Annotated in this window: 17 protein-coding genes; 9 read left to right on the top strand and 8 right to left on the bottom strand. The window is 68.5% G+C overall.

Annotated elements, in window-relative coordinates; all coding sequences use genetic code 11:
* Nucleotides 1–7: 7 nt before the first annotated feature.
* Genes kdpA through HXX10_RS26345 form a run of 4 tightly spaced genes read right to left on the bottom strand, consistent with a single transcriptional unit; the run spans nt 8 to nt 2,904 of the window.
* Entirely contained in the window at nt 8–1,711 is a 1,704-nt protein-coding gene (gene kdpA, locus HXX10_RS26360; RefSeq protein WP_296526298.1) for a potassium-transporting ATPase subunit KdpA, read from the bottom strand.
* A 10-nt stretch (nt 1,712–1,721) separates the two neighbouring features.
* Entirely contained in the window at nt 1,722–1,811 is a 90-nt protein-coding gene (locus HXX10_RS26355) for a K(+)-transporting ATPase subunit F (RefSeq protein WP_296526297.1), read from the bottom strand.
* A 7-nt stretch (nt 1,812–1,818) separates the two neighbouring features.
* Entirely contained in the window at nt 1,819–2,016 is a 198-nt protein-coding gene (locus HXX10_RS26350; RefSeq protein ID WP_296526296.1) for a hypothetical protein, read from the bottom strand.
* Between the two features lie 45 nt (nt 2,017–2,061).
* The gene (locus HXX10_RS26345) at nt 2,062–2,904 is read right to left on the bottom strand and encodes an energy transducer TonB (RefSeq protein WP_296526295.1); all 843 of its coding nucleotides are present in this window, start codon (nt 2,902–2,904) and stop codon (nt 2,062–2,064) included.
* A 272-nt stretch (nt 2,905–3,176) separates the two neighbouring features.
* Here HXX10_RS26345 and HXX10_RS26340 point away from each other — a divergent pair, with 272 nt between their 5' ends.
* From HXX10_RS26340 to HXX10_RS26315, 6 genes are all read left to right on the top strand, one after another.
* Nucleotides 3,177–5,303, top strand: a complete 2,127-nt coding sequence (locus HXX10_RS26340) for a TonB-dependent receptor (protein ID WP_296526294.1) — start codon at nt 3,177–3,179, stop codon at nt 5,301–5,303.
* A gap of 214 nt (nt 5,304–5,517) precedes the next feature.
* A complete protein-coding gene (locus HXX10_RS26335; RefSeq protein ID WP_296526292.1) occupies nt 5,518–5,760 on the top strand; it encodes a hypothetical protein in 243 nt (80 codons plus the stop codon).
* A 273-nt stretch (nt 5,761–6,033) separates the two neighbouring features.
* Nucleotides 6,034–6,441 (top strand): phosphate-starvation-inducible PsiE family protein, encoded by a 408-nt coding sequence (locus tag HXX10_RS26330; RefSeq protein ID WP_296526291.1) that lies wholly within the window; start codon nt 6,034–6,036, stop codon nt 6,439–6,441.
* Between the two features lie 759 nt (nt 6,442–7,200).
* Nucleotides 7,201–9,399 carry a tetratricopeptide repeat protein gene (locus HXX10_RS26325; RefSeq protein WP_296526290.1) on the top strand — a complete coding sequence of 733 codons (2,199 nt, stop codon included), beginning with the start codon at nt 7,201–7,203 and terminating at the stop codon, nt 9,397–9,399.
* A 350-nt stretch (nt 9,400–9,749) separates the two neighbouring features.
* Entirely contained in the window at nt 9,750–10,727 is a 978-nt protein-coding gene (locus HXX10_RS26320) for an MBL fold metallo-hydrolase (protein WP_296526289.1), read from the top strand.
* A 32-nt stretch (nt 10,728–10,759) separates the two neighbouring features.
* Nucleotides 10,760–11,815 carry a fumarylacetoacetate hydrolase family protein gene (locus HXX10_RS26315; protein ID WP_296526288.1) on the top strand — a complete coding sequence of 352 codons (1,056 nt, stop codon included), beginning with the start codon at nt 10,760–10,762 and terminating at the stop codon, nt 11,813–11,815.
* A gap of 119 nt (nt 11,816–11,934) precedes the next feature.
* Here the strand turns inward: HXX10_RS26315 and HXX10_RS26310 are convergent, their stop codons facing one another.
* Nucleotides 11,935–12,381: a hypothetical protein gene (locus HXX10_RS26310; protein WP_296526287.1), complete on the bottom strand. Its 447-nt coding sequence runs from the start codon at nt 12,379–12,381 to the stop codon at nt 11,935–11,937.
* Nucleotides 12,382–12,594: 213 nt separating this feature from the next.
* Between HXX10_RS26310 and HXX10_RS26305 the strand changes: the two genes are divergently transcribed.
* Nucleotides 12,595–13,584: an ABC transporter substrate-binding protein gene (locus HXX10_RS26305; protein WP_296526286.1), complete on the top strand. Its 990-nt coding sequence runs from the start codon at nt 12,595–12,597 to the stop codon at nt 13,582–13,584.
* Nucleotides 13,585–13,616: 32 nt separating this feature from the next.
* On the opposite strand, the gene HXX10_RS26300 is transcribed toward HXX10_RS26305, so the two are convergent.
* A complete protein-coding gene (locus HXX10_RS26300; protein ID WP_296526285.1) occupies nt 13,617–13,883 on the bottom strand; it encodes a hypothetical protein in 267 nt (88 codons plus the stop codon).
* A gap of 123 nt (nt 13,884–14,006) precedes the next feature.
* Nucleotides 14,007–15,821: a thiamine pyrophosphate-dependent enzyme gene (locus tag HXX10_RS26295; protein ID WP_296526284.1), complete on the bottom strand. Its 1,815-nt coding sequence runs from the start codon at nt 15,819–15,821 to the stop codon at nt 14,007–14,009.
* 188 nt (nt 15,822–16,009) lie between these two features.
* Here HXX10_RS26295 and HXX10_RS26290 point away from each other — a divergent pair, with 188 nt between their 5' ends.
* Nucleotides 16,010–16,996 (top strand): TIR domain-containing protein, encoded by a 987-nt coding sequence (locus HXX10_RS26290; protein WP_296526283.1) that lies wholly within the window; start codon nt 16,010–16,012, stop codon nt 16,994–16,996.
* Nucleotides 16,997–17,013: 17 nt separating this feature from the next.
* On the opposite strand, the gene HXX10_RS26285 is transcribed toward HXX10_RS26290, so the two are convergent.
* Nucleotides 17,014–18,252, bottom strand: a complete 1,239-nt coding sequence (locus HXX10_RS26285) for a lytic murein transglycosylase (RefSeq protein ID WP_296526282.1) — start codon at nt 18,250–18,252, stop codon at nt 17,014–17,016.
* Between the two features lie 290 nt (nt 18,253–18,542).
* Here HXX10_RS26285 and HXX10_RS26280 point away from each other — a divergent pair, with 290 nt between their 5' ends.
* Nucleotides 18,543–20,522, top strand: a complete 1,980-nt coding sequence (locus tag HXX10_RS26280) for a methyl-accepting chemotaxis protein (RefSeq protein WP_296526281.1) — start codon at nt 18,543–18,545, stop codon at nt 20,520–20,522.
* The last annotated feature ends 195 nt before the right edge of the window (nt 20,523–20,717 follow it).

The following is a 20,717-nucleotide window of genomic DNA, read 5'->3' as shown; positions in this document are numbered from 1 at the left end:
GGTCCGATCAGAACAGGTCGCCGGCCGACATCGCGGCCTGCTCGACCACCGGGCCGAGCGCGAGTGCCGGGAAGAAGGTGAGGCCGCCGACGATCACGATCACGCCGACCAGGAGGCCGACGAACAGGCCGCCGTCGGTCGGGAACGTGCCGGCCGAGGCCGGAACAATCTTCTTGGCCGCGAGCGAGCCGGCGATCGCCAACGCCGGGATGATCACGAAGAAGCGCCCGACCAGCATGGCAATGCCACCGGTCAGGTTGTAGAACGGCGTATTGCCGGTGAGGCCCGCGAAAGCCGAGCCGTTGTTCGCCGTCTGCGACGAGTAGGCGTACAGCACCTCGGAGAAGCCGTGCGGGCCGGCATTGCCCATCGAGGCGACGGCCGGCGGGTAGACGACGGCCACGGCGGTCCATCCGAGCATCATCAGCGGCAGGCAGAGGATGGCCAGCATCGCCATCTTGACCTCGCGCGCCTCGATCTTCTTGCCGACATATTCGGGCGTGCGCCCGACCATCAGGCCGGCCACGAAGACCGCGATGACGACGAACATCAGCATGCCGTAGAGGCCGGCGCCGACGCCGCCGACGATGATCTCGCCGAGCTGCATGTTGACCATCGGGATCATGCCGCCCAGCGCCGTGAAGGAGTCGTGCATGGCATTGACGGCGCCGCAGGAGGCCGCCGTGGTGATCACGGCGAACAGCGCCGACAGGGCGATGCCGAAGCGGGTCTCCTTGCCTTCCATGTTGCCGCCGGTCAGGCCGAGCGCGTTCAGCGTATGGGTGCCGGCCGCCTCCGCCCAGTAGGTCACGCCGACGCCGACCAGGAACAGCACGCCCATCGCGGCGAGGATCGCCCAGCCCTGGCGCTGATCGCCGACCATGCGGCCGAACACATTGGTCAGCGCGGCGCCCAGCGCGAAGATCGCCACCATCTGGACGAGGTTCGACAGCGCCGTCGGGTTCTCGAACGGGTGCGCCGCGTTGGCGTTGAAGAAGCCGCCGCCATTGGTGCCGAGCATCTTGATGGCCACCTGGGACGCCACCGGGCCGACCGCGATGGTCTGCTTGGCGCCCTCCAGCGTGGTCGCCTCGACATATGGGCCGAGCGTCTGCGGCATGCCCTGCCAGACCAGGAACAGCGTGATGATCACGCAGATCGGCAGCAGCACGTAGAGGGTGCAGCGCACCAGATCGACCCAGAAATTGCCGACCGTGCGGGCCGACGCGCGGGCGAAGCCGCGGATCAGCGCGATCGCGATGGCGATGCCAGCCGCCGCCGAGACGAAGTTGTGAACCGTGAGGCCGGCCATCTGGATCAGGTACGAGACGGTGCTCTCGCCGCCGTAGTTCTGCCAGTTGGTGTTGGTGAGGAAGCTCGCGGCGGTGTTGAAGGAGAGGTCCGGCGGCATCGCCGCCATCTCCTGCGGATTGAACGGCAGCAGGTTCTGCAGGCGCAGCAGCCCGTAGAGCAGCAGGAAGCCGGCGACGTGGAACAGCAGCATGCCGATCGTATAGGTCAGCCAATCCTGCTCGCGGGTCTCGTCGACTCCGGCGAGCCGGTAGAAGGCGATCTCGACCGGCCGCAGCACCGGCGTCAGTGGCGTGCGCTCGCCGGAAAAGACGCGCGTCATGTACCAGCCGAGCGGCGGCACCAGCGCGACGACGATGGCACAAAAGATCAGGATCTGGGCCCAGCCCGAGATGGTCATGGTGGTGTCCTCAGAATCGCTCGGGCCGGACCAGGGCGTAGCCCAGATAGGCCAACAGGGCGGCCGTCACGATGGCGCCGAGCACGTAGTCGATGATCATGATGTCCTCACAGCCGCTCGCAGACGACGGCGTAGCCGACCGACGCGGCGAAGAAGGCGAGCCCGAGGGCCAGCAGCACGATGTCGATCATGGGGGTCTCCGTATCGTTCGGGCCGGAGCGATCGGGTGTCCGGCCATGCCACAGGTGCCACCGGGGGCATAGGTTTTCGAGACGGCCCCACGACCGCGCGTGTAGGAATCTCATAAAGACGCGGCATCCGGGCGGGCGGGGCGCGCGTCGTCCGTCTGGTCAGCCGCCGCTCGCCGTGAAGCGGATCGGCACGACGAAGGAGAGGGCCGCGTCGGGCAATTCGGCCGGCGGCGGCGGGAAGGGGCCGGCGCGGTCGATCAAGGCGAGTGCCTCGGCGTCGAGCGCGTCCGAGCCCGAGCTCGTCGCGATCGCGCGGCGCTGCAGCCGGCCCTCGCGATCGATGGTGAAGGCGACACGGGTCACTCCGGTGCGGCCGCCGGCCGCCGCCGGATAGCGCTTGTGGCGATGCAGCAGGGCGAGCAGCCGGGTCTGCCAGTGCGCGATGGTGGCCGGCGCAGCTTGCGTGCGTGTGCCGGCGGCGGCGACCGCAGGCTTCGGCGCCGAGGCCGCGGCGCTCGGCGGCGCGGTCGCGACCGGCGGTTCCTCGGCGGCTGCCATCGCGGCCGGTTTCGGCGGTGGGGGCGTGGGCGCCGGCAGCGCATCTGGCTCGATGATCGGCGGCGTAGGGTCGGGGGGCGGCACCGGTGCGGCGACAGGCTCGGGAACTGGCGCCTCGGCTGGGGGTGTCTCCGGTGGCGCCTCCGTCCGGTCGGGCTCGGTCGCCGAGACGGCGCTCGGGCCCGGCGCGAGTTCGGCCGGCGCCGGCTCGGGTGCTGCCGCGACCAGCGCGATCTCGACCATCACGACCGGCACGCCGCCGTCCTGCTCCGGCTCCGGAACGGCCGCACTCGCGACCAGCGCCGCTGCGCCTGCGACATGCAGGGTCGCCGCCAACAGAACGCAGGCGCGCCATCGCGTGGCGTCGCCTGGTCGCGCGGTTCCGGTCGGCTCGTCGCGCTGCGCCGTCAGCGTCATGAGCTGGGCGACCGTGCGGTGTGACAAGCCGGGCGCGCGACATCTCCGTCAGCCAGCAGGGCCCGATTGCCGGTGCGAGGGCGGCCATTTGTGTCGTGCCGGCCACAACGTCGTCGGGATCGGTCGGAGGCGGGCAGGGGTGGATTGACAGTGATCTCCATACGAAATGTAATAACATAACAAATTTGCAGCAGGGAACCCGGAAAATGAAGTTTCGTCGGCTTTGGCTCCTCGGCGCCGCCAGTGTCCTGGTTTTCGGCGCGCCAGCCATTGCGCAACCGGCCGCTGATCTGCCGCCTGTGACAGTGGCGAAGCCCAAGCCGAAGCCCAAGGTGCCCCCCACGGCGCGCGCGCGCACCCGCCCGCGGGCCGCGCCGTCGGCGACCGCGGCCGCGACCCCCCCGGTCGCGGTCGCGGCGCCCGCCGGGCCGCGCTGGAACGAGCCCGTCACCACGGCCCTGCAGGGAACGCCGGCCGGCATCCAGGCGACCTCGACCGGCGCCGCCACCACGGTGACGGACAACCAGATCACCCGCGATCCGACCGCCCAGGTCGGCGACACGCTGTTCACCCGGCCGGGCGTCACCTCGACCACCTTCGCGCCGGGCGCCAGCCGGCCGGTGATCCGCGGTCTCGAGTCGGTGCGCGTGCGCGTCCAGGAGAACGGCATCGGCTCCCACGACGTCTCCGATCTCGGCGACGACCATGCGGTGCCGATCGATCCGCTCGCCGCCAAGAAGATCGAGATCATCCGCGGCCCGGGGACGCTGCGCTACTCCTCGCAGGCGATCGGCGGCATCGCCTCGGCCAGCAACGACCGCATCCCGGACGTGCTGCCGGCGCAGGGGATTCACGGCGAGATCCGTGGCGCCACCGCGACGGTCGACAAGAGCTACGACGGCGCCGTCCTGGTCGATGCCGTCAACGGCAACACGGTCGTCCACATGGACGCGTTCGGCCGGCGCGCGCTCGACTATCAGATCCCCGGCGGCGTCCAGCTCAACTCGAAGCTCCGGGCGGGTGGCGAGGCGGCCGGCGTGACGCGCTTCTTCGACAACGGCTTCGCCGGCATGGCCGTGCAGCACTATGAGAGCCTCTATCACGTCCCCGGCACCGAGAGCGCCATCAACAACACCCGCCTGTCGCTCGAGCAGACCAAGGTGACGAGCCGCGGCGAATGGCGTCCCAACGACGGGCCGTTCGACGCGTTCCGCTACTGGATGGGCGCGACCAACTACCAGCACAACGAGATCGGCCTCGGCGATGACGGCACCGACGGCGTGCGCGCGACCTTCGTCAACCGCCAGCAGGAGGCGCGGGTCGAGGCGAGCCACGTGCCGCTCGCGACCGGGCTCGGCGAACTGACCGGCGTGTTCGGGGCGGATACCGGCCACCGCGACATCAACAGCTCCGGCGAGGCCGGCAGCCTGATCGGGCCGAGCACCACCAACCGCGCCGCCGCCTATGTGATGGAGCAGCTCCGCTTCGCGCCGACCTGGTCGCTGGTCGCGGCCGGTCGCATCGAGCATGTGGCGATCTCGGGCGTCGCCGTGACGTTTCCGGGCCTGCTGCCGGACGGCACCGATCCGACCTCGACCGATGCGTCGCGCCGCTTCGTGCCGATGAGCGTCTCGGGCGCGCTGGTGAAGGACCTGCCATGGAACCTGACCGCGACGCTGACGGCCGAGCACAAGGAGCGCGCTCCCGGGCCGCTCGAGCTCTATGCCCACGGCTCGCACGACGCCACCGGCACGTTCGAGATCGGCGACGTCAATCTGCAGAAGGAGAAGATGAATGCCGTCGAGCTCGGCCTCAAGCGTGCCCTCGGCGACTGGCGCTTCGAGGCGAACGCCTATTACCGCCGCTTCAACGGCTACATCTTCCGCCAGTTCACCGGCAACACCTGCGACGGGGACTTCGAGTCCTGCCGGGCCGGACCCGGCGGCGAATTCCTGCAGGTCACCTATAGTCAGCTCGACGCGACGTTCCGGGGTGTCGAGCTCTACTCGCAGCTCGACGTCGCGCGGCTCTACGGCGGCGTCGTCACGGTCGAGGGCCAGTACGATTATCTGCGCGCCACCTTCACGGACGGCGCCAATGTGCCGCGTATTCCGCCGATGCGGGCCGGCGGCGGCCTGTCGTGGCGTGACGCCAACTGGCTGGCGCGGGTCAACTTCATCCATGCCTTCGCGCAGAACGATCCGGGCGAGAACGAGACGCCGACGCCTGGCTACAATCTGCTCAAGGCGGAGCTGAGCTACACCGGCGCGATTCGCGATCCGGGCTCGCCCTTCACGTCCTTCACGGTCGGCGGTGTCGGCGACAACCTGCTCAACGACGACATCCGCAACAGCGTCTCGTTCCGCAAGGACGAGGTGCTGCTGCCGGGCCGCAGCTTCCGGGCCTTTGCGACGCTGCGTTTCTGAGCAGCGTGCCGTCGATACGGGCAGAACAGTGTCTGCAAAGTGGCCAGTTTGCTCACAAGTGCCATAAAGGTAAGCTGGTCACAACGGACGAAGCAAGAACCCTAATTCGCAATCCTACGAACCGGGCTCTTCCCGATTTCGGCCGAACGTCGCGGATGATCCACTATCGACTCGATTGCTGCCGGCTGGCGGTGAGCACGAAAGGACATCCTCGATGTCGACCCCCGACGAGACGATGCCGACGGCAACCTGCGGCGTCTGCGACGACGTGCTGATCCACGTGCCGACGCCCTGCGCGGTCGACCCGCGCGGCCCGGCAGCCGCGTTGTTCGTCTGCGCCGCCTGCGGCACCCGGCAGACCCATCCGCGTCGACGCCACGGCGACTATTTCGGCGTGGTGATGCGGGTGCGGCCGACGCGTCGGCGCGCCCACGCGCTTCGCATGGCTGCGCGTTAGGGGCACGACGCCTCGGCCCGACCGCCCTGCGGGTGCGGCCGGATGTCGCCGGCCGCCGCGAGGCGGCATCGATTCCACCCGCCGCGGCCCGCGACGCTGCGGCCGCGGCATTGCCACCGCCGTCCAGACAGGCCCTCCCGGTCCTTCGTCACGGCCCCTGCGACCGCGGGCGCGCTTGTCCGCCGGGCTCCGTGGCCCCACCATTCGGTGTCGCCGGCCCGACTCGCCGTGGCCATCCATTTTTTTGAAAGTGCCGCCGAAAGGCAGACCGTTATGGGCAAGACCGATTTTCAGGATCCGCTCACCAGCCGCATCATTCATCAGGTCGAGAACATCTTCCTGCTCGGCATCGCGGTGTTCACCGTGGTCGCGATGGGCCAGGAGGTCTACGGCATCGTGCTCGGCCTCAAGGTCGCGCTGCAGGATCTGCTGCTGATGTTCATCTATGTCGAGGTGCTGGCGATGGTCGGCGTCTATTACGACAGCAAGAAGATCCCCATCACGCTGCCGCTGTTCATCGCCATCACGGCGCTGGCGCGCCTCGTCATCCTGCAGGGCAAGGACCAGCCGCCGATCAATCTGCTCTACGAGAGCGGCGCGATCCTGATTCTCGCGGTGGCGAGCGTCGTGATCAATTACAGGCTCCCCACGACGGACCGCGACGTCGGAAGTCCGGGTTAGCTGACCGAACCCCCCGGGTGATGCGACGATGCGGCTGTTGCGTTGCACAGCGACGCCACGTCGCAATGGCATGGGTATCCATCGCAATCTCGTGAACGTTAGTATGATCAAATTCGATGGCCGACGGGATCATTGCACAGACGACCCGACCGTCGCCTGAATCCGTTCGATGCCATGCGATGAGATGCGGCGCTTGGCGCCGGCGGCGGCAATTTCGCCTGCCGTCGGGAGAGATGCGTCAGACGACATGCCCCGGGAATTTTGTTCAGGAGGCTCGCCGAGGAGGCTTGTGATGTCGGGGTCCGACGACCGGGATGCAGACGCCGGTGACGGCCGTCGCGACGACCGGCCGGATTCAGGCCGTGCGATGGACGAGGGCGCGGCGGCGCCGCGGCGCGGGGCCGGAGGGCGGCGTGCCGCCGCCGAACGATCGCGGATCGCCCGATCGATTCTCGACCTGCTGGTCGGCGAGATCATGCGCCGGCTGAAGCGGCGTTTCCCCGATCCGCCGACGATCGTGGGGACCGGTGGCCGTCGCCGCCAACGCGGCGAGGTGGTGTCCTCGGCGCTGTCGCCCCGGCGCCTCGCCGGCGGCCTGCTGCCGCGGCGCCGCGCCCGCGTGGCGCGCGCCCCGACACGTCCGGGACCGTGCCGGAGCGACGGAGCCTGATCGGTCGCGGATCGTCGTCGGGCCTGCATCGGCGCGCCGTTCTTCGCGGCACGAGGGGATCCTTTGACGACGGTCAATACGGAGTCGTCGTGGCGCGTCCTATCGTGTCGTCGTCGCACTCGCCGGGGCTCACCCGCATGTCGATCGAGGCCATTCCGTCTCGCCGGCTCCTCGTGACGATGACGTCGACCGCGCTCGCCGTGCTGGTGATCACAGGCGCGCGGGCCGACGAGTCTCCTGCGACCGACTGCGACCTGATCGCCGCCACCGACACCAGGGCCGTCCCCATCTGCGAAGCCGCGCTCACGGCGGCGCCGCAGACGGCGCGGCTGCACTATCGGTTGGGGCTCGCCCTCGATGCGGCCGACGATCAGGTCGGCGCCGTGCGGGCGCTGTCGCGCGCCGCCGACGGCGGCGACGCGGCCGCGCAGTTCGCGCTTGCGCAGAAATTCGCGGCCGGGCAGGGCCTGGCGCCGAACGAGAACGAGGCGATCGCCTGGCTGCGCAAGGCGGCCGAGCAGGATTTCGCGCCGGCCCAGCATGCGCTGGCGCTGCGCTACGAGCGCGGCCAGGGCATCGCGCGCAGCGACGCCGAGGCGGTCGTCTGGTTCCGCAAGGCGGCCGAGCAGGGCTACCCGGCCGCTCAGAACAGCCTCGCCCAGAAGCTCGAGCAGGGGCGCGGCGTCGGCCAGGATCGGGCGCTCGCCGTGTCCTGGTATCGCCGCGCGGCGGAGCTCGGGTACGCCGCTGCGCAAAACAATCTCGCCCAGAAGCTCGAGCGCGGCGAGGGCGTCGCGCGCGATCCCGCGCAAGCCTTCGCCTGGTACACGCGCGCCGCCGAGCAGGGCTACGCCACGGCGCAGAACAATCTCGGCCTGTGCTTCGCCGGCGGCATCGGGGTCGCTCAGGATCAGGATCGTGCCGTCCGCTGGTATCGCCGCGCCGCCGAGCAGGGGCTCGCGGTGGCGCAGGTCAATCTGGCCCAGCGGCTCGAGCGGGGCACCGGCGTGGCGCGCGATCCGGCGCAGGCGGTCGGCTGGTTTCGCAAGGCGGCCGAGCAGGGCTATGCGAGCGGGCAGGCGGGCCTCGCGGCCGCCTATGCGGACGGACGCGGCGTGCCGCGCGATCCCGAGATCGCCGCCGCATGGTTTCGCCGCGCCGCCGATCAGAACCATACGGTCGCCCAGAACGGCCTCGGCCAAGCCTACGAGAACGGGCAGGGCGTTCCCAAGGACCTCGTCAAGGCGGCCGGCTGGTACCGCAAGGCGGCCGATCAGGGGAACGCCGCGGCCCAGTACAATCTCGGCCGCGCCTATGCGGGCGGTCTCGGCGTCAAGCCGGATCCGGCCGCGGCCGTCACGTGGTACCGCAAGGCCGCCGACCAGAACCATCGCGGCGCCTCGTTCGCCCTGGTGACCCTCTACGAGAAGGGTGAGGGCGTGGCGCAGGACCGGCTGCAGGCGATGGTGTTCTTGCGCAACGCGGCCGAGCAGGGCTTGCCGGCGGCGCAGCACGCGCTGGCGCTGCGCTACGACACCGGCGACGGCATCGCCCGCGACCGGTCGCAGGCGACCGCATGGTTGCGCAAGGCGGCCGATCAGGGCCACGGCGCGGCGGAGCTCGCCCTCGCAAAGGCTTATCGGACCGGCGACGGCATTGCCCGCGACGATGTCCAGGCGGCCCTGTGGTTCAAGCGGGCGGCCGACCGTGGTCTCGTCGAGGCGCAGCTCGCGCTCGCCGAGAGCTACGCGCAGGGGCGCGGCGTTCCGGCGAGCGACCAGGACGCCATCATTTGGTTGAAGAAGGCGGCGGCGCAGAAGAATCCCGATGCGGTCCTGGCCCTGGCGAACCGCCTCCTCGCCGGCCCCGGCGGCGCCGACGATTGGCCCGAAGCCGCCGGCTGGTACGGCGTCTGGCTGCGGCAGGAGCTGGCGCGACAGGATCTGTCCGGTCTCGTCACGGCCGGCGCGACCGTCTTTGTGATCGTCGTGATCGCGATCCTGCTCGCCCGCCGTGGTCGCACGGCGGTCCGGGCTGCGCCGCGGCCGTCACCGCCCCGGGCCGCACCGGCCGCGACCGCCCACGCTGCGGCAGCACATGCTGCGGCGGTACCGGCCGCCGCGACCCCGGAAACGACATCACGCGGGGCGCCGTCCGCCACCACCCCGACGCGGCCGACCTCTGCCATGTGGAGCCGGGCCGGCGCTTTGCAGAGCGGCACCTTCGCGACCGGCCGGTCGCCACCTCCAGCCGCCCTGGTGACGCGGCCGCGATCATTCTTCTCGTAGCGCGGACCGGCAAACGACCTCGCCGTCATTGCTCCGGCGTCCGTCAGGCCATCGCTAAGTGTCGATGTGCAGAATGGTCCTGTTCATTCCCAAAGGGCCGATCGCGGCGATGTCTTTTCGCTTCCGCTTTCGGAGCACGACGGACATGGTCGTACCTGCTGCTTGCTCGTCCCGGTCGCGAATGACTCATAATAGACATGAGCCGGACTGCAGCCGGTAATCACTATTGCACGCATCTTGCGGCGTGCATGCGGTGCTCTGGCTGATAGTTGATCGAACTCAACGCTACACAACACAAAGGCCCTAATTAGAGAAGATGACCATAGGTGCCTCATGAGGAATCTGACCCGATGGAAATGAAGCAGGTCAGCGACAAGTGCTTTGCGGTCCTGAACGAGAAGAACCGCGTATGTGACGCGAACTCCGGCCTCATCAATCGGGGGGGCGGCGTCGTGATCGACACCCAGTCTGACCTGCCTCACGCGCGGCAGATGATCGACATGTTCAGCAAAGTATGGCCCGGAATGCCGCGGCGCGTCGTCAACACGCACGAAGACGCCGACCATGTCTGGGGCAACCAGCTCTTCGAGGGTGCCGAGATAATCGCCCACCGCTCGGTGCCGGAACGAATGAAGCAAGTCGCCAATCCGGAGGAGAGCCAGAAGCTGCTGCGCGGCGTCCGCGGTCTCCTCACGCGCGTGGTCCTCAAGATGCTGCACCCCGGCATTGTAGCGGCTGGGCAGCAATTGTTGGAGGATTACGACTTCGACGGGATCGAGTTGGTTCTGCCGACGACCTTGTTCGACACGCGGTACGAGCTGGATCTCGACGGCACCGAGGTCCACCTGATCTACGTCGGGCCATGCCACCAGGTCGGCGACACCATCATCCACGTTCCCAAGGAGCGCGTGGTATTCGCAGGCGACGTGCTGTTCAGGCAGTGCACCCCGATGGGTTGGACGGGATCATACCAAAAGTGGTTCCAGTGCCTCGATCTGATCACCCAGCTCAACCCGGAAGTCATCGTGCCTGGCCACGGTCCGCTCTGCGGGCTCGAAGGGGTCAGGGAGCAAAAGGCGTATCTGCAGTACCTCCGTGACGAATCGAAGAAGTGTTTCGATGCCGGTCTCACGTCGCTGGATGCCGCCAAGAAGATCGAGTTTGGCCCCTACGGCGAGTGGCGGGCACCGGCGCGGCTCTACATGAATGTCGAACGGGCATATCGCGAGTTCCGCAACGAACCCCCTGACGCGCCCTGGGATACACCCGGCACCTTCGACGCCATCTACCAGGTCGCGAAGGCGAAGGGGATCGAAGTCGAATACTGATTAGGTCCAGATTAAGTCCAGGAAGCACTGCCATGAAATTGATCCGCTTCGCCAGCGCAAAATTGCCGAAACCTTGTTTTGGCGTCGTCGTCCGAGACCAGGCTGTCCCGTTCGCCGTGCTCCAAAGCAAAGCAGGGACTTCCCCCTACGTGGCCGACAGCCGATCCTACCTTGCCAACCTTCCCGACAGCGAGCGGGTGGCGAAGCAGTTGCTCGCCTGGGGTGAACAGCACCTCGGAGAACTCGGCGATGGTGAACGCTTCCCTCTCAACGCCGTCCGCCTGCTGGAACCGGTAGAGGTCGTCGCTCTGTTCGACTTCGGCCTGACGCCGCGGCATCTCAAGAACTCTTCCGACACCATGATGAAGTATGAAAAAGACAATCCTCAGACCGCTCCTTTGTTGCAGGCGTTCGCTAAACTCGTACTAGCCCCGAAACCTACACCGGTCCCTGGACAGCCCGAGCGGCTCGCGTTTTACAAGTCCAACATGAACGCGATCGTCGGTGACGGGGAAACCGTTCCGTGGCCCCCTTATTCGTCATTCCTCGACGTCGAACCTGAACTGGCCGTCGTGTATGGGAACGAAAAGCAGCCGGTGGCGGGCTTCTGCATCTTCAACGACGTCTCGGCCCGCGATGTTCAGGCGACGGAGTTCATCGGCGGATTCTGCATGACGAAGGACATGGCGAAGGGCAACCAGCTTGGGCCTTTCCTGGTCACGCTCGATGAGGTTGGCGATCCCTACAATCTCAAAGTGAAGGTCGTGGTGAACGGGACGGTCAAGTACCAGGGCTCGACATCCGAAATCGACCACAAGGCCGAAGACATGTTCGCCTGGTTGGGGTTCATCTGTCCGATCAAGTCCGGCTCCGTGATGGGGTTTGGCACCATCCCTGACTGCACCGGCTTGGACATCGACGACTTCATCGACCCGGGTTCGGACATTGAGATAACTATCGAGCGGCTCGGGACGCTGCGCTGCCGGTTTGCCGAACCAAACGGCAAGTTGCTGCCGTGCCGCTGGCCGGTTCGCGAGCCGCTGAAGAAATACCACGGGCAGTCCTTCGGCCATGCTGGAGACAGTTAATAAGGCTGCTTTTGGCACATCGCGACATCGAGGCCCGAGATGGCGGGTCGTCGCGTTCGGGCCAAAGCGGTCTTTGGTAGGCGTCCGGCCGAGTGAATTTTTGAGTTCTCGCCCGGTCCCTACTCGCGGTCGCAGGCCGCCGCGGCGTCCGGGGTGGCCGGCACATGCAGCGTGGCGAGCAGCCGGCACACCGCGACCAGCGACGAGGTGGCGATGGCGGGGCGGCCGAAATCGATCATCATCTGGGCCGTGACGACGCGCATCGGCACGTCGACCATGATGGTCACGCCGTCGGGATCGCCCTTCATGGCGACCAGCCGCGTCTTGCCGAACCGTTCGACCAGCCGGCCGAAGGCGTCGCGCAGCGCCGTGAGCTCGGCGCGCACGCGCTCGGGGTCCTGCGCGTCGATCGCCGTCAGGGCAGCGCGGTTGTGCAACTCGGCCTCGTCGATGGCGGCGTTGTAGACGGCGATCTCGTCCTCGCCGCCGACCGACGGCGCGGCCAGCACCGGGGGGCTCGTCAGCGCCAGTGCCAGCGTCAGTAGGATCGCGGGGAGGGATCGCATCGCGCTCGTGTTCCGATTCTGGGTCGGGGCAACGCCATCATAGCCGCGAGGCTGCGGCTGGGGCAGGGCGTTCGGCCGGATGGTGAATGCGGCGCTATCGCGGCCGCGCGCCGGTTGGCATACTCCGGCTCCCGCCTGCTCTCGCGAGATCCGCATCCGCATGATTCCGCTTGTGGCCTCCCTCATCCTCGCCTTTCAGCAAGAGTGTTGCCGATGACCCCCCTGGCTCTCTCCATCGCGGTCGGCGACTACGACCGCACCCGTCCCATCGCCTCCGGCGCCGTCCGCATCGACGGCGTCGATCCGCTGGTGCTGCTGCTGTCGCCGGAGGAGATCTTCTTCCGCGCCTTCCGCAGCCAGGACTTCGACGTGTGCGAGCTGTCGCTGTCGAGCTATTGCATCAGGGTGGCGGCCGGCGATTGCCCCTATGTGGGCGTGCCCGCCTTCCTGTCGCGCGCCTTCCGCCACAACGGCCTCTATGTGCGCACCGACCGGGTGAAGACCCCGCAGGATCTGAAAGGCCGCAAGGTCGGCGTGCCGGAGTATCAGATCACCGCGAATGTCTGGGCGCGCGCCATGCTGCAGGAGGACTATGGCGTGGAGCCCTCCGATATCCTGTGGGTGCGGGGCGGCATCTCGGAGCCGGGCCGGCCCGAGCGCGTCACCGTCAAGCTGCCGGCGGACGTGCATATCGAGGATGCGCCGGAGGGCACCACCATCTCGTCGCTCCTGGCCGCAGGCGAGATCGACGGCTTCATGGCGCAGCGTCAGCCGGCGCTGGCCCTGAGCGGTCATCCGCATGTCGGTCGGCTGTTCGCCGATCCGGCCGTGACCGCCAAGGACTATTTCGCCCGCACCAAAATGTTCCCGATCATGCATCTGCTCGGCGTGCGGCGCAGCTTGGTGGACAAGCATCCGTGGCTGCCGTCGGCGCTGCTGAAGGCGTTCACGCTGGCCAAGGAGATGGCGCTGGCGGCGCTCGCCGAGACCGGCACCAACAAGGCGACGCTGCCCTTCATCGAGAAGAACCTCGAGGAGGCGCGCGCCCTGATGGGGAACGACTTCTGGCCGTATGGCGTCGCCGCCAACCGGGCCAATCTCGACACCTTCCTGCACCACCACCACGCCCAGGGACTGTCGCCGCGCCGGCTTGCCGTCGAGGAGCTGTTCCACCCCTCGACCTGCGAGTCGTTCAAGTCCTGAGAAACGGAACGGGCACCCCCGGTTCGCGGCGATCAGCCGTCGCTGCGGATCTCGCCCTGCAGGCGGACGATCTCGGCGCCGATCATCTTGTAGAGGTGACGCAGCGCGGCGAGCTTCGCGGCATTGATGAAACGCGCTTCCGACTTGCGCGGATGCGTCGTGCGAAACGCCACGATGTCGAGGTCGGCGAGCGGAATCTCGAACTCGAACCAATGCGTCGCTGCGACCAGATCGGATTGGTCCGAGAAGCGGGCGTGAACAGCCGTCTCGGAGACCACGGTCGTTGCGACCAGTTCCATGGCGACATCCCCTGCACGACTATTCTACCTGAACCCTCCTAGTCCTCAAGGGTGACTCGCCGAAAGAATGAATCGGTGGGCGATTTCCACGGCACCGGCGCATCGCCCGCGCGGAGTGGTGCCTCACGGCGCCCGGGTGAGCGCGGCCGCGACGGCGCCGTAGCCGGGCTCGACCCGCACGTCGACGACCGCGACGGCACCGGCCTCGACGGCCGCGACCGCGGTTGCGAGCGTTGCGGCGAGCGCGTCGCCGCGCGTCACCGGCCCGAAGCCCTGGGCACCCTGGGCGCGCGCCATGGCGGCGAGGTCGATGTCGGGGTCGTCCATGCGCTGGCCGATCCACTTGTTCTCGACCGGCCGGCCGCGCATGCGGGCGACGCGCTCCTGGTGGACCTCGTCGTTGTAGAAGGAGCGGTTGTTGGCGATCACGATCAGCAGCGGCAGCCGGTAGTGCACGGCGGTCCAGATCGCCGTCACGCCCATGAGAAAATCGCCGTCGCCGCACACCGCGACCGTCATGCGATCGCTGCCGGCGAGCGCCAGCGCCGCCCCGACCGCGAGGCCCGGCCCGGCCCCGAGACCGCCGCCGCCGTCGGAGCCCAAAAAGTCGAGCGGGTGGCGGAACGGCCACCACTGGCCCTGCCAGGAGATCGTCGTGTGGGCGAGCGCCGCCGGGCGGTCGCCGAGTGCCGCCCGCAGGCTGCGGGCGAGATGCTCGACCGCGATCGGCCCCTCGGGCTGCACCGCAGGCGCCGCGTCGACCGGGGTCGGGTCGGTCATGGCCGGCGCCGGCTGGCGCCCGTCATCCAGCGCTGCCAGCAGGGCCGCGACGGTCGCGTCCGGGTCGGCGGCAATGAAAAGGTCGACGGGCGGCAGGCCCTGGTGGTCCATGCTCCAGCCGTTGTGGAGCTGATGGTCGAGCGACACCTGGACGATTTTGGCCGCCGGCGGGGCGCCGAGCGCCTTCAGGGTGCCGGCGAGGTCGATCCAGTCGAGGCTCAGGATCACGTCCGCCTCGCGCATCGCCGTGGTCAGCGCCTCGCCCGGAAAGGTCGCGGCCGGCCACGGATGGAGCGGATGGTCGGTCGGGAAGGCGGCGGCGGCCTTCAGGTTGGTGGCGACCCGGGCCTGCAGGGCCTCGGCCAGCGCGATGCGGCGGGTCCAGGCGTCGAGGTCGCGGGAGACGCGGCCGGCCAGGATCAGCGGACGCTCGGCGCGGAGCAGCAGCGCGGCGGCGCGGGCGACCAGGTCGGCCGGCGGCCCGGCGACGAGCGGCGGCATGAAGCGCGCCGCATCGATCGGCGGCAGCGGGGCGGGCAGCTCCGCCTCCTGCAGCTCGACGTCGAGCACCACGTAGGTCGGCGCCTGCGGGGCGCTGTTGGCGAGCCACCATGCCCGCAGCAGGGATTCGCGGGCCGCCGTCGGCGAGGCCGGCTGGTCGTCCCATTTGGTGTAGTGGCGCACCAGGGCGCCCTGGTCGCGCGCCGTGTGGATCCAGTCGATCCACGGCCGCCGCTTGGCCGCATCGACCGGGCCGGTGGCGCCCAGCACCAGCATCGGCATGCGGTCGCACCAGGCGTTGAACAGGCCCATGGTGGCGTGCATCAGCCCGACATTGGAGTGGACGGCGACCGCCATGGCGCGGCCCGTCACCTTGGCATAGCCGTGGGCGATGGCGACGGCCGACTCCTCGTGCAGGCACAGCAGCATCTGGGGCGCCGCATTGCCCAGGTGGTTGACCAGGCTGTCGTGCAGGCCGCGATAGCTCGCCCCCGGATTGAGCGCAATCCAAGGAATATCGAGGCTGCGCAGCATGTCGGCGACGACGTCGCTGCCGAATTTCGGTGCGTTGCCGCCGGCCGCGGCGGGGCGCTCGACGCCGGCGGGACCGGCGCCTCCGGCCTGCGCGGGCCGGCCGGGATCGTTCACGAGGGTCATGGAGGAGGGGATCCTGACTGACGGGGGGTGGCGACAGGAAATCCGATCCCCAGCCAGGACGCAACCGCCGCGGCGCTCGTCGCTGGTCGCGATCATTGGGTTGTGGTTTATAACAAAAAACGTCAGAGTTGCATCGCTGTGCCGCAGGTGGAACAATCGCGTGGCAAACCAGCGGGATCGAGGTGCCGATGCCGACCGACTTCGGACCCATCAGGGGGTTCCTGAGCGCCGCCAAGGGGCGGTCCCAGGAGGAGATCATCAAGGAATTCCTGATTGCCACCGTGATCGCCGACCCGGTCGCCGACCACGGCACCGTGCTGGTCAACGATCCCCGCGGCCGCCGCCTGATCGTGTTCAACCAGGACGACTTCCTGTTCGAGAACCGGCTGCTCGATCCGGCCCGCCGGGCCGACTGGCCGATGGAGTTTCCGCACGACCAGAGCATCGCCGGCTACTGCTTCCGCCAGAAGCGGACCGTCGTGTTCTGCCGCGTCCAGGCCTCCCCGGTGACGGCCCGGTTCTTCACCGGCGACAGCCCGATCGAGAACATGATCTGCATTCCGATCACCATGGCGGGCGGCGATCCGTTCGGGGTCGTGTGCTTCCACAACAACGCCGCCGACAAGGTGTTCGGGCCGGCCGAGGTGACGGTGCTGGAGGCCTTCGTCGACGTCCTCGCGGTGGCGCTGCACAGCCCGCTGCCGGAGCTGTATCTGGAGAAGAACGTCTTCATCGTCCACGGCCGCCGGCAGGATTCGCTCGATCAGCTCCAGCTCCTGCTGCTCAGGCACGGCGTCAGCCCGAAGGTGCTGGGTCAGGCCAGCAAGGGCCCCAACGCCATCCTGGACGAGCTCGAGGGCCTGGTGCGGATCTGCAAGGCGGGCTTCATCCTGGTGACGCCGGACGACGAGGGGCGGCTGCGCGACACCGAGGAGCCGCTGGTCGCCCGTGCCCGCGAGAACGTCATCTTCGAGGCCGGGCTGCTGTTCGCCAAGTATCGCGAGTTCAACCGGGTGGTGCTGCTGCTCGAGGAGCCGGCCGTGCTGCCGAGCGACCTGTCCGGCATCTATTACGAGCGGTTTTCCAAGATCGCCGACATCGAGGCGCGGATCGAGGACAAGCTGGAGGAGTGGGGCCTGCTGCCCGGCCGCGCCCGGCAGCGCCACGCCGGCTGACCGGCGCGGGCAGGCGATCACCCGCCCTGGCGCAGCCGGGCCAGCACGGCGAGGCCGGCATAGCCGTCGACCTCCATGCCGGTCTTGCGCTGGAAGGCGGCGACGGCCCGCTGGGTGTCGCGGCCGACCCGGCCGTCGGTGCCGTCGGTGTCGAAGCCGGCGGCGGTCAGGCGGCGCTGGATCTCCTGCACCTCGGCGAGCGTCGGCAAGCGCTCGCTGCCCGGGAACGGCTGGACGAACGGCCCGGCGCCGCGAATGCGGTCGGCCAGGTGGCAGATCGCCAGCGAATACGAGAAGGCCGGATTGTAGGAGTAGATCGACTGGAAATTCCGTCCGATCAGGAAGGCGGGTCCGCCCGGCTCCGGCACCTTCAGCCGGACCTGGTGGCTCGGATGCGCGAAGGCGGCGCCGTCGGGGCGGGTGACGCCGAGCGCGGCCCACTTCGCATACGGCCGATAGGTCCGGCCGTCGGCGAGCTTCGTGTTGAAGCCGGCGGGCAGGCGAGCCTCGCAGCCCCAGGTCTCGCCTTGGCTGTACTTGCCGCGCACCAGGAGATAACGGGAGGCGCCGGCGAGCGCGTCATCCGGCTTGCCGAACGGCGAGATTCGGCCGTCCTGGTCGAAGTCGACCCCCATGTTGAGCCACACCTCGGGCATCCACTGGGTGTGGCCCATGGCGCCGGCCCAGGAGCCGATCATCTCCTTCGGGTCGCCCCAGCCGCGGTCGATGATGACCAGCGCGTTGAGCAGCTCCTGCTCCCAATAGGCGCGGCGGCGCGGCTCGCCCCAGGCGAGCGCGGCGAGCGCCGGCATCACCGGGCGCATGTATTTGCGATTGTCGATGACGTCGCCGTAGCTCGACTCGACCCCCCACAGGGCCAGAACGATGTAGCGGTCGACCCGGTAGTCCCGCTCGATCCGGTCGAGCAGCGCCTTCTGCTCCACGGCCCGCTGCTTGCCTGTGATGATCCGCCAGTCGGAGACGCGCCGGTTGATGTATTGCCACAGGGCCTCCTGGAACTCCGGCTGGGCCCGCTGCAGGGCGTAGACGCCGGTGTCCGGCTCGAGGCGGTTCATCACCCGGTCATAGGTCGCCTCCGAGATTCCGCGGCGCAGTGCCCGCGCCTTGAAGGAGGCGCGCCACTGCTCGAACGACGCGGCGGCCGCCGGCGTCACGGCGAGCGACAGGACGGCGGCTCCGCCGCCGGCGAGGATCTCGCGGCGGGACACAGGGGTCGTTTCGGCTCGATGGCGCACGCGATCCTCCCGGGCGATTCGGGGAGATTCTAAGCCGGATCACGGCGACATGGGACGGCTCACCGGACGAAAACGCAATTACTCGGATTTGGCCGTTTCGAGGCCGAAGAAGGCAACCATTTCAATCGAAAGCCGGCGTGGCGTCGTCGACGCGCCTTCCGGGTTCCTTGTGGGGGTGTCATGGTGAGGGGCGGCGCGTGCATCAAAAAAGGATTCCCGCTCTGCAAGAGGATTTTAACCCAATCGTGTGAGCACTAGTCCGTCTTAGTTCGGAATCCCCGGGGCCAGCAATGTCACTTCCGTCCTTCCGCGTCAGCTTGCAGCTCAAGATCGCGGCGATCGGCGCCGTCGGCCTGCTCGGACTGTGTTTTGTCGGCGGCTTCTACCTTCTGGGGGCGAGCACCCAGGCGCAATACGAGCAGGCTGCCGATCGGGCCAATGCCGTTGCGACGCTCGCCACCGACGTTTCGGCCGCCATGTTCCAGGCCCGCGACGCCGAGAAGGAGTTCATGCTCACGGGCGAGGAGGCGCGCCTGCGCGACTTCGAGCAAGCGGTCACCAAGATGCTGGCAGGCTTCAAGGATCTGCAGGCGCGGCTGGTCGAGATGGGCGAGCCGGAGCTGGCCGAGAAGGCCGGCAAGGCGCGGGCCGGCATGGAGCGCTACGCCGGGCATTTCGGTGCGTCGGTTGCGGCCAAGCGGACCATGGGCCTGACCGGCGACAGCGGTCTCGAGGGGGCGCTGCGCAACACGGTTCGCCAAATCGAGAACGAGCTCGACAAGTTCGACGACGCTCGCCTGGTCGCCGGCATCCATCCGGTTCGTCGCTACGAGCGGGAGTTCATGCTGCGTCAGGACGGGTTGTCGCAGACCAGCTTCAAGAAGGCGCTGGCCGCCTTCGTCAGCGCCTTCCAGTCGGCCGCGCTGCCGGCCTCGACCAAGAAGCAGATGCTCGACCGGCTCGCGGCCTACGAGCGCGACTTCAACGAATGGATCAAGGCCGCCGAGGGGATCGAGCTGGCCTCGACCCTGACCAAGGTCGAGTACGGCAACGTGTCGCCCGTGGTCGACCAGATCAAGGCCGGGATCGACAAGCTGCACACCGCGGCGATCGAGAAGAATGCCGAGGCGCGCGAGGACACCCGTCGGCAGATTCTGATCGCGATCGGCATCGCCTTCGCGGCGGTCGCCGGCATAGGCTTTCTGATCGGCTCGAGCCTGGCGCGGCCATTGAAGGCGATGACCAAGGCGATGCGCGAGCTCGCCGAGGGCCATATGGAAGTGTCGCTGCCCGGCCTCGGCCGCCGCGACGAGATCGGCGAGATGGCCAAGGCGGTCGAGCGCTTCAAGGTGGTCGCAGTCGAGAAGGCGCAGCGCGAGGCGGAGGAGCGCGAGACGGCCAATCAGGCCGGCGCCGCCGCCCGCAAGGCCGAGATGGCCAAGCTCGCCGACGGCTTCGAGTCGGCGGTCGGCAACATTGTCGGCATGGTGTCGTCGGCGGCGAGCCAGCTCGAGTCGGAGGCGCGGCGGCTCACCGCGACGGCGGAGACCACCCAGCGTCTGTCCAATACGGTGGCGAGCGCCTCGACCCAGGCCTCGGCGAACGTGCAGACGGTCGCCTCGTCGGCCGAGGAACTGGCCGCCTCGGTCGCCGAGATTGCCCGCCAGGTTCAGGAGTCGAGCAACATCGCGGCCCAGGCCGTCGAGCAGGCGGTCCGCACCGACACCCGCATCAACGAGCTCTCCAAGCTGGCGAGCCGGATCGGCGACGTCGTCAAGTTCATCACGGCGATCGCCGAGCAGACCAACCTCCTGGCCCTCAACGCGACCATCGAGGCGGCCCGCGCCGGCGAGGCCGGCAAGGGCTTCGCGGTCGTCGCCCAGGAGGTCAAGGCACTGGCCGCGCAGACGGCCAAGGCGACGGGCGACATCTCGGCCCAGATCGCCGGCATGCAGTCGGCGACCGCCGACTCGGTCGGGGCCATCAAGGAGATCGGCCGCACCATCAACCGGGTATCCGAGATTGCCGCCAATATCGCGGCCTCGGTCGAGGAGCAGGGCGCCGCCACCCAGGAGATCGCCCGCAACGTCCAGCAGGCCGCGCGCGGCACCACCGAGGTCGCCAACAACATCGTCGACGTCAGCCGCGGCGCCAGCGAGACCGGATCGTCCTCGGCCCAGGTGCTCACCGCGGCGAACTCGCTCACCCGCGAGAGCGAGCATCTCAAGGTGGAGCTCGAAGGCTTCCTGCGCACCGTCCGGGCGGCCTGAGGGAGGTCCTCGGCGCCTTTCCAACATTCACGACCAGCATTGCCCGGCCTCGCGCCGCGCATTCGCGTTCCGGAACGACGAGAAAACGCCCGGTTGTGCTTCGCGAAGGCGCTACGGGATGCACACATCGCGTCACAATCATGCGATTCGTCATGCGCGGGCTCGACCCGCGCATCCATCGAGTTTCGTAAAATC

Origin of the sequence: Rhodoplanes sp. (assembly GCF_013377085.1) — a bacterium.
Taxonomy (GTDB): domain Bacteria; phylum Pseudomonadota; class Alphaproteobacteria; order Rhizobiales; family Xanthobacteraceae; genus Rhodoplanes.
The sequence above is the reverse complement of the archived record's forward strand: the minus strand, read 5'-3'. Positions and strand labels throughout refer to the sequence as shown.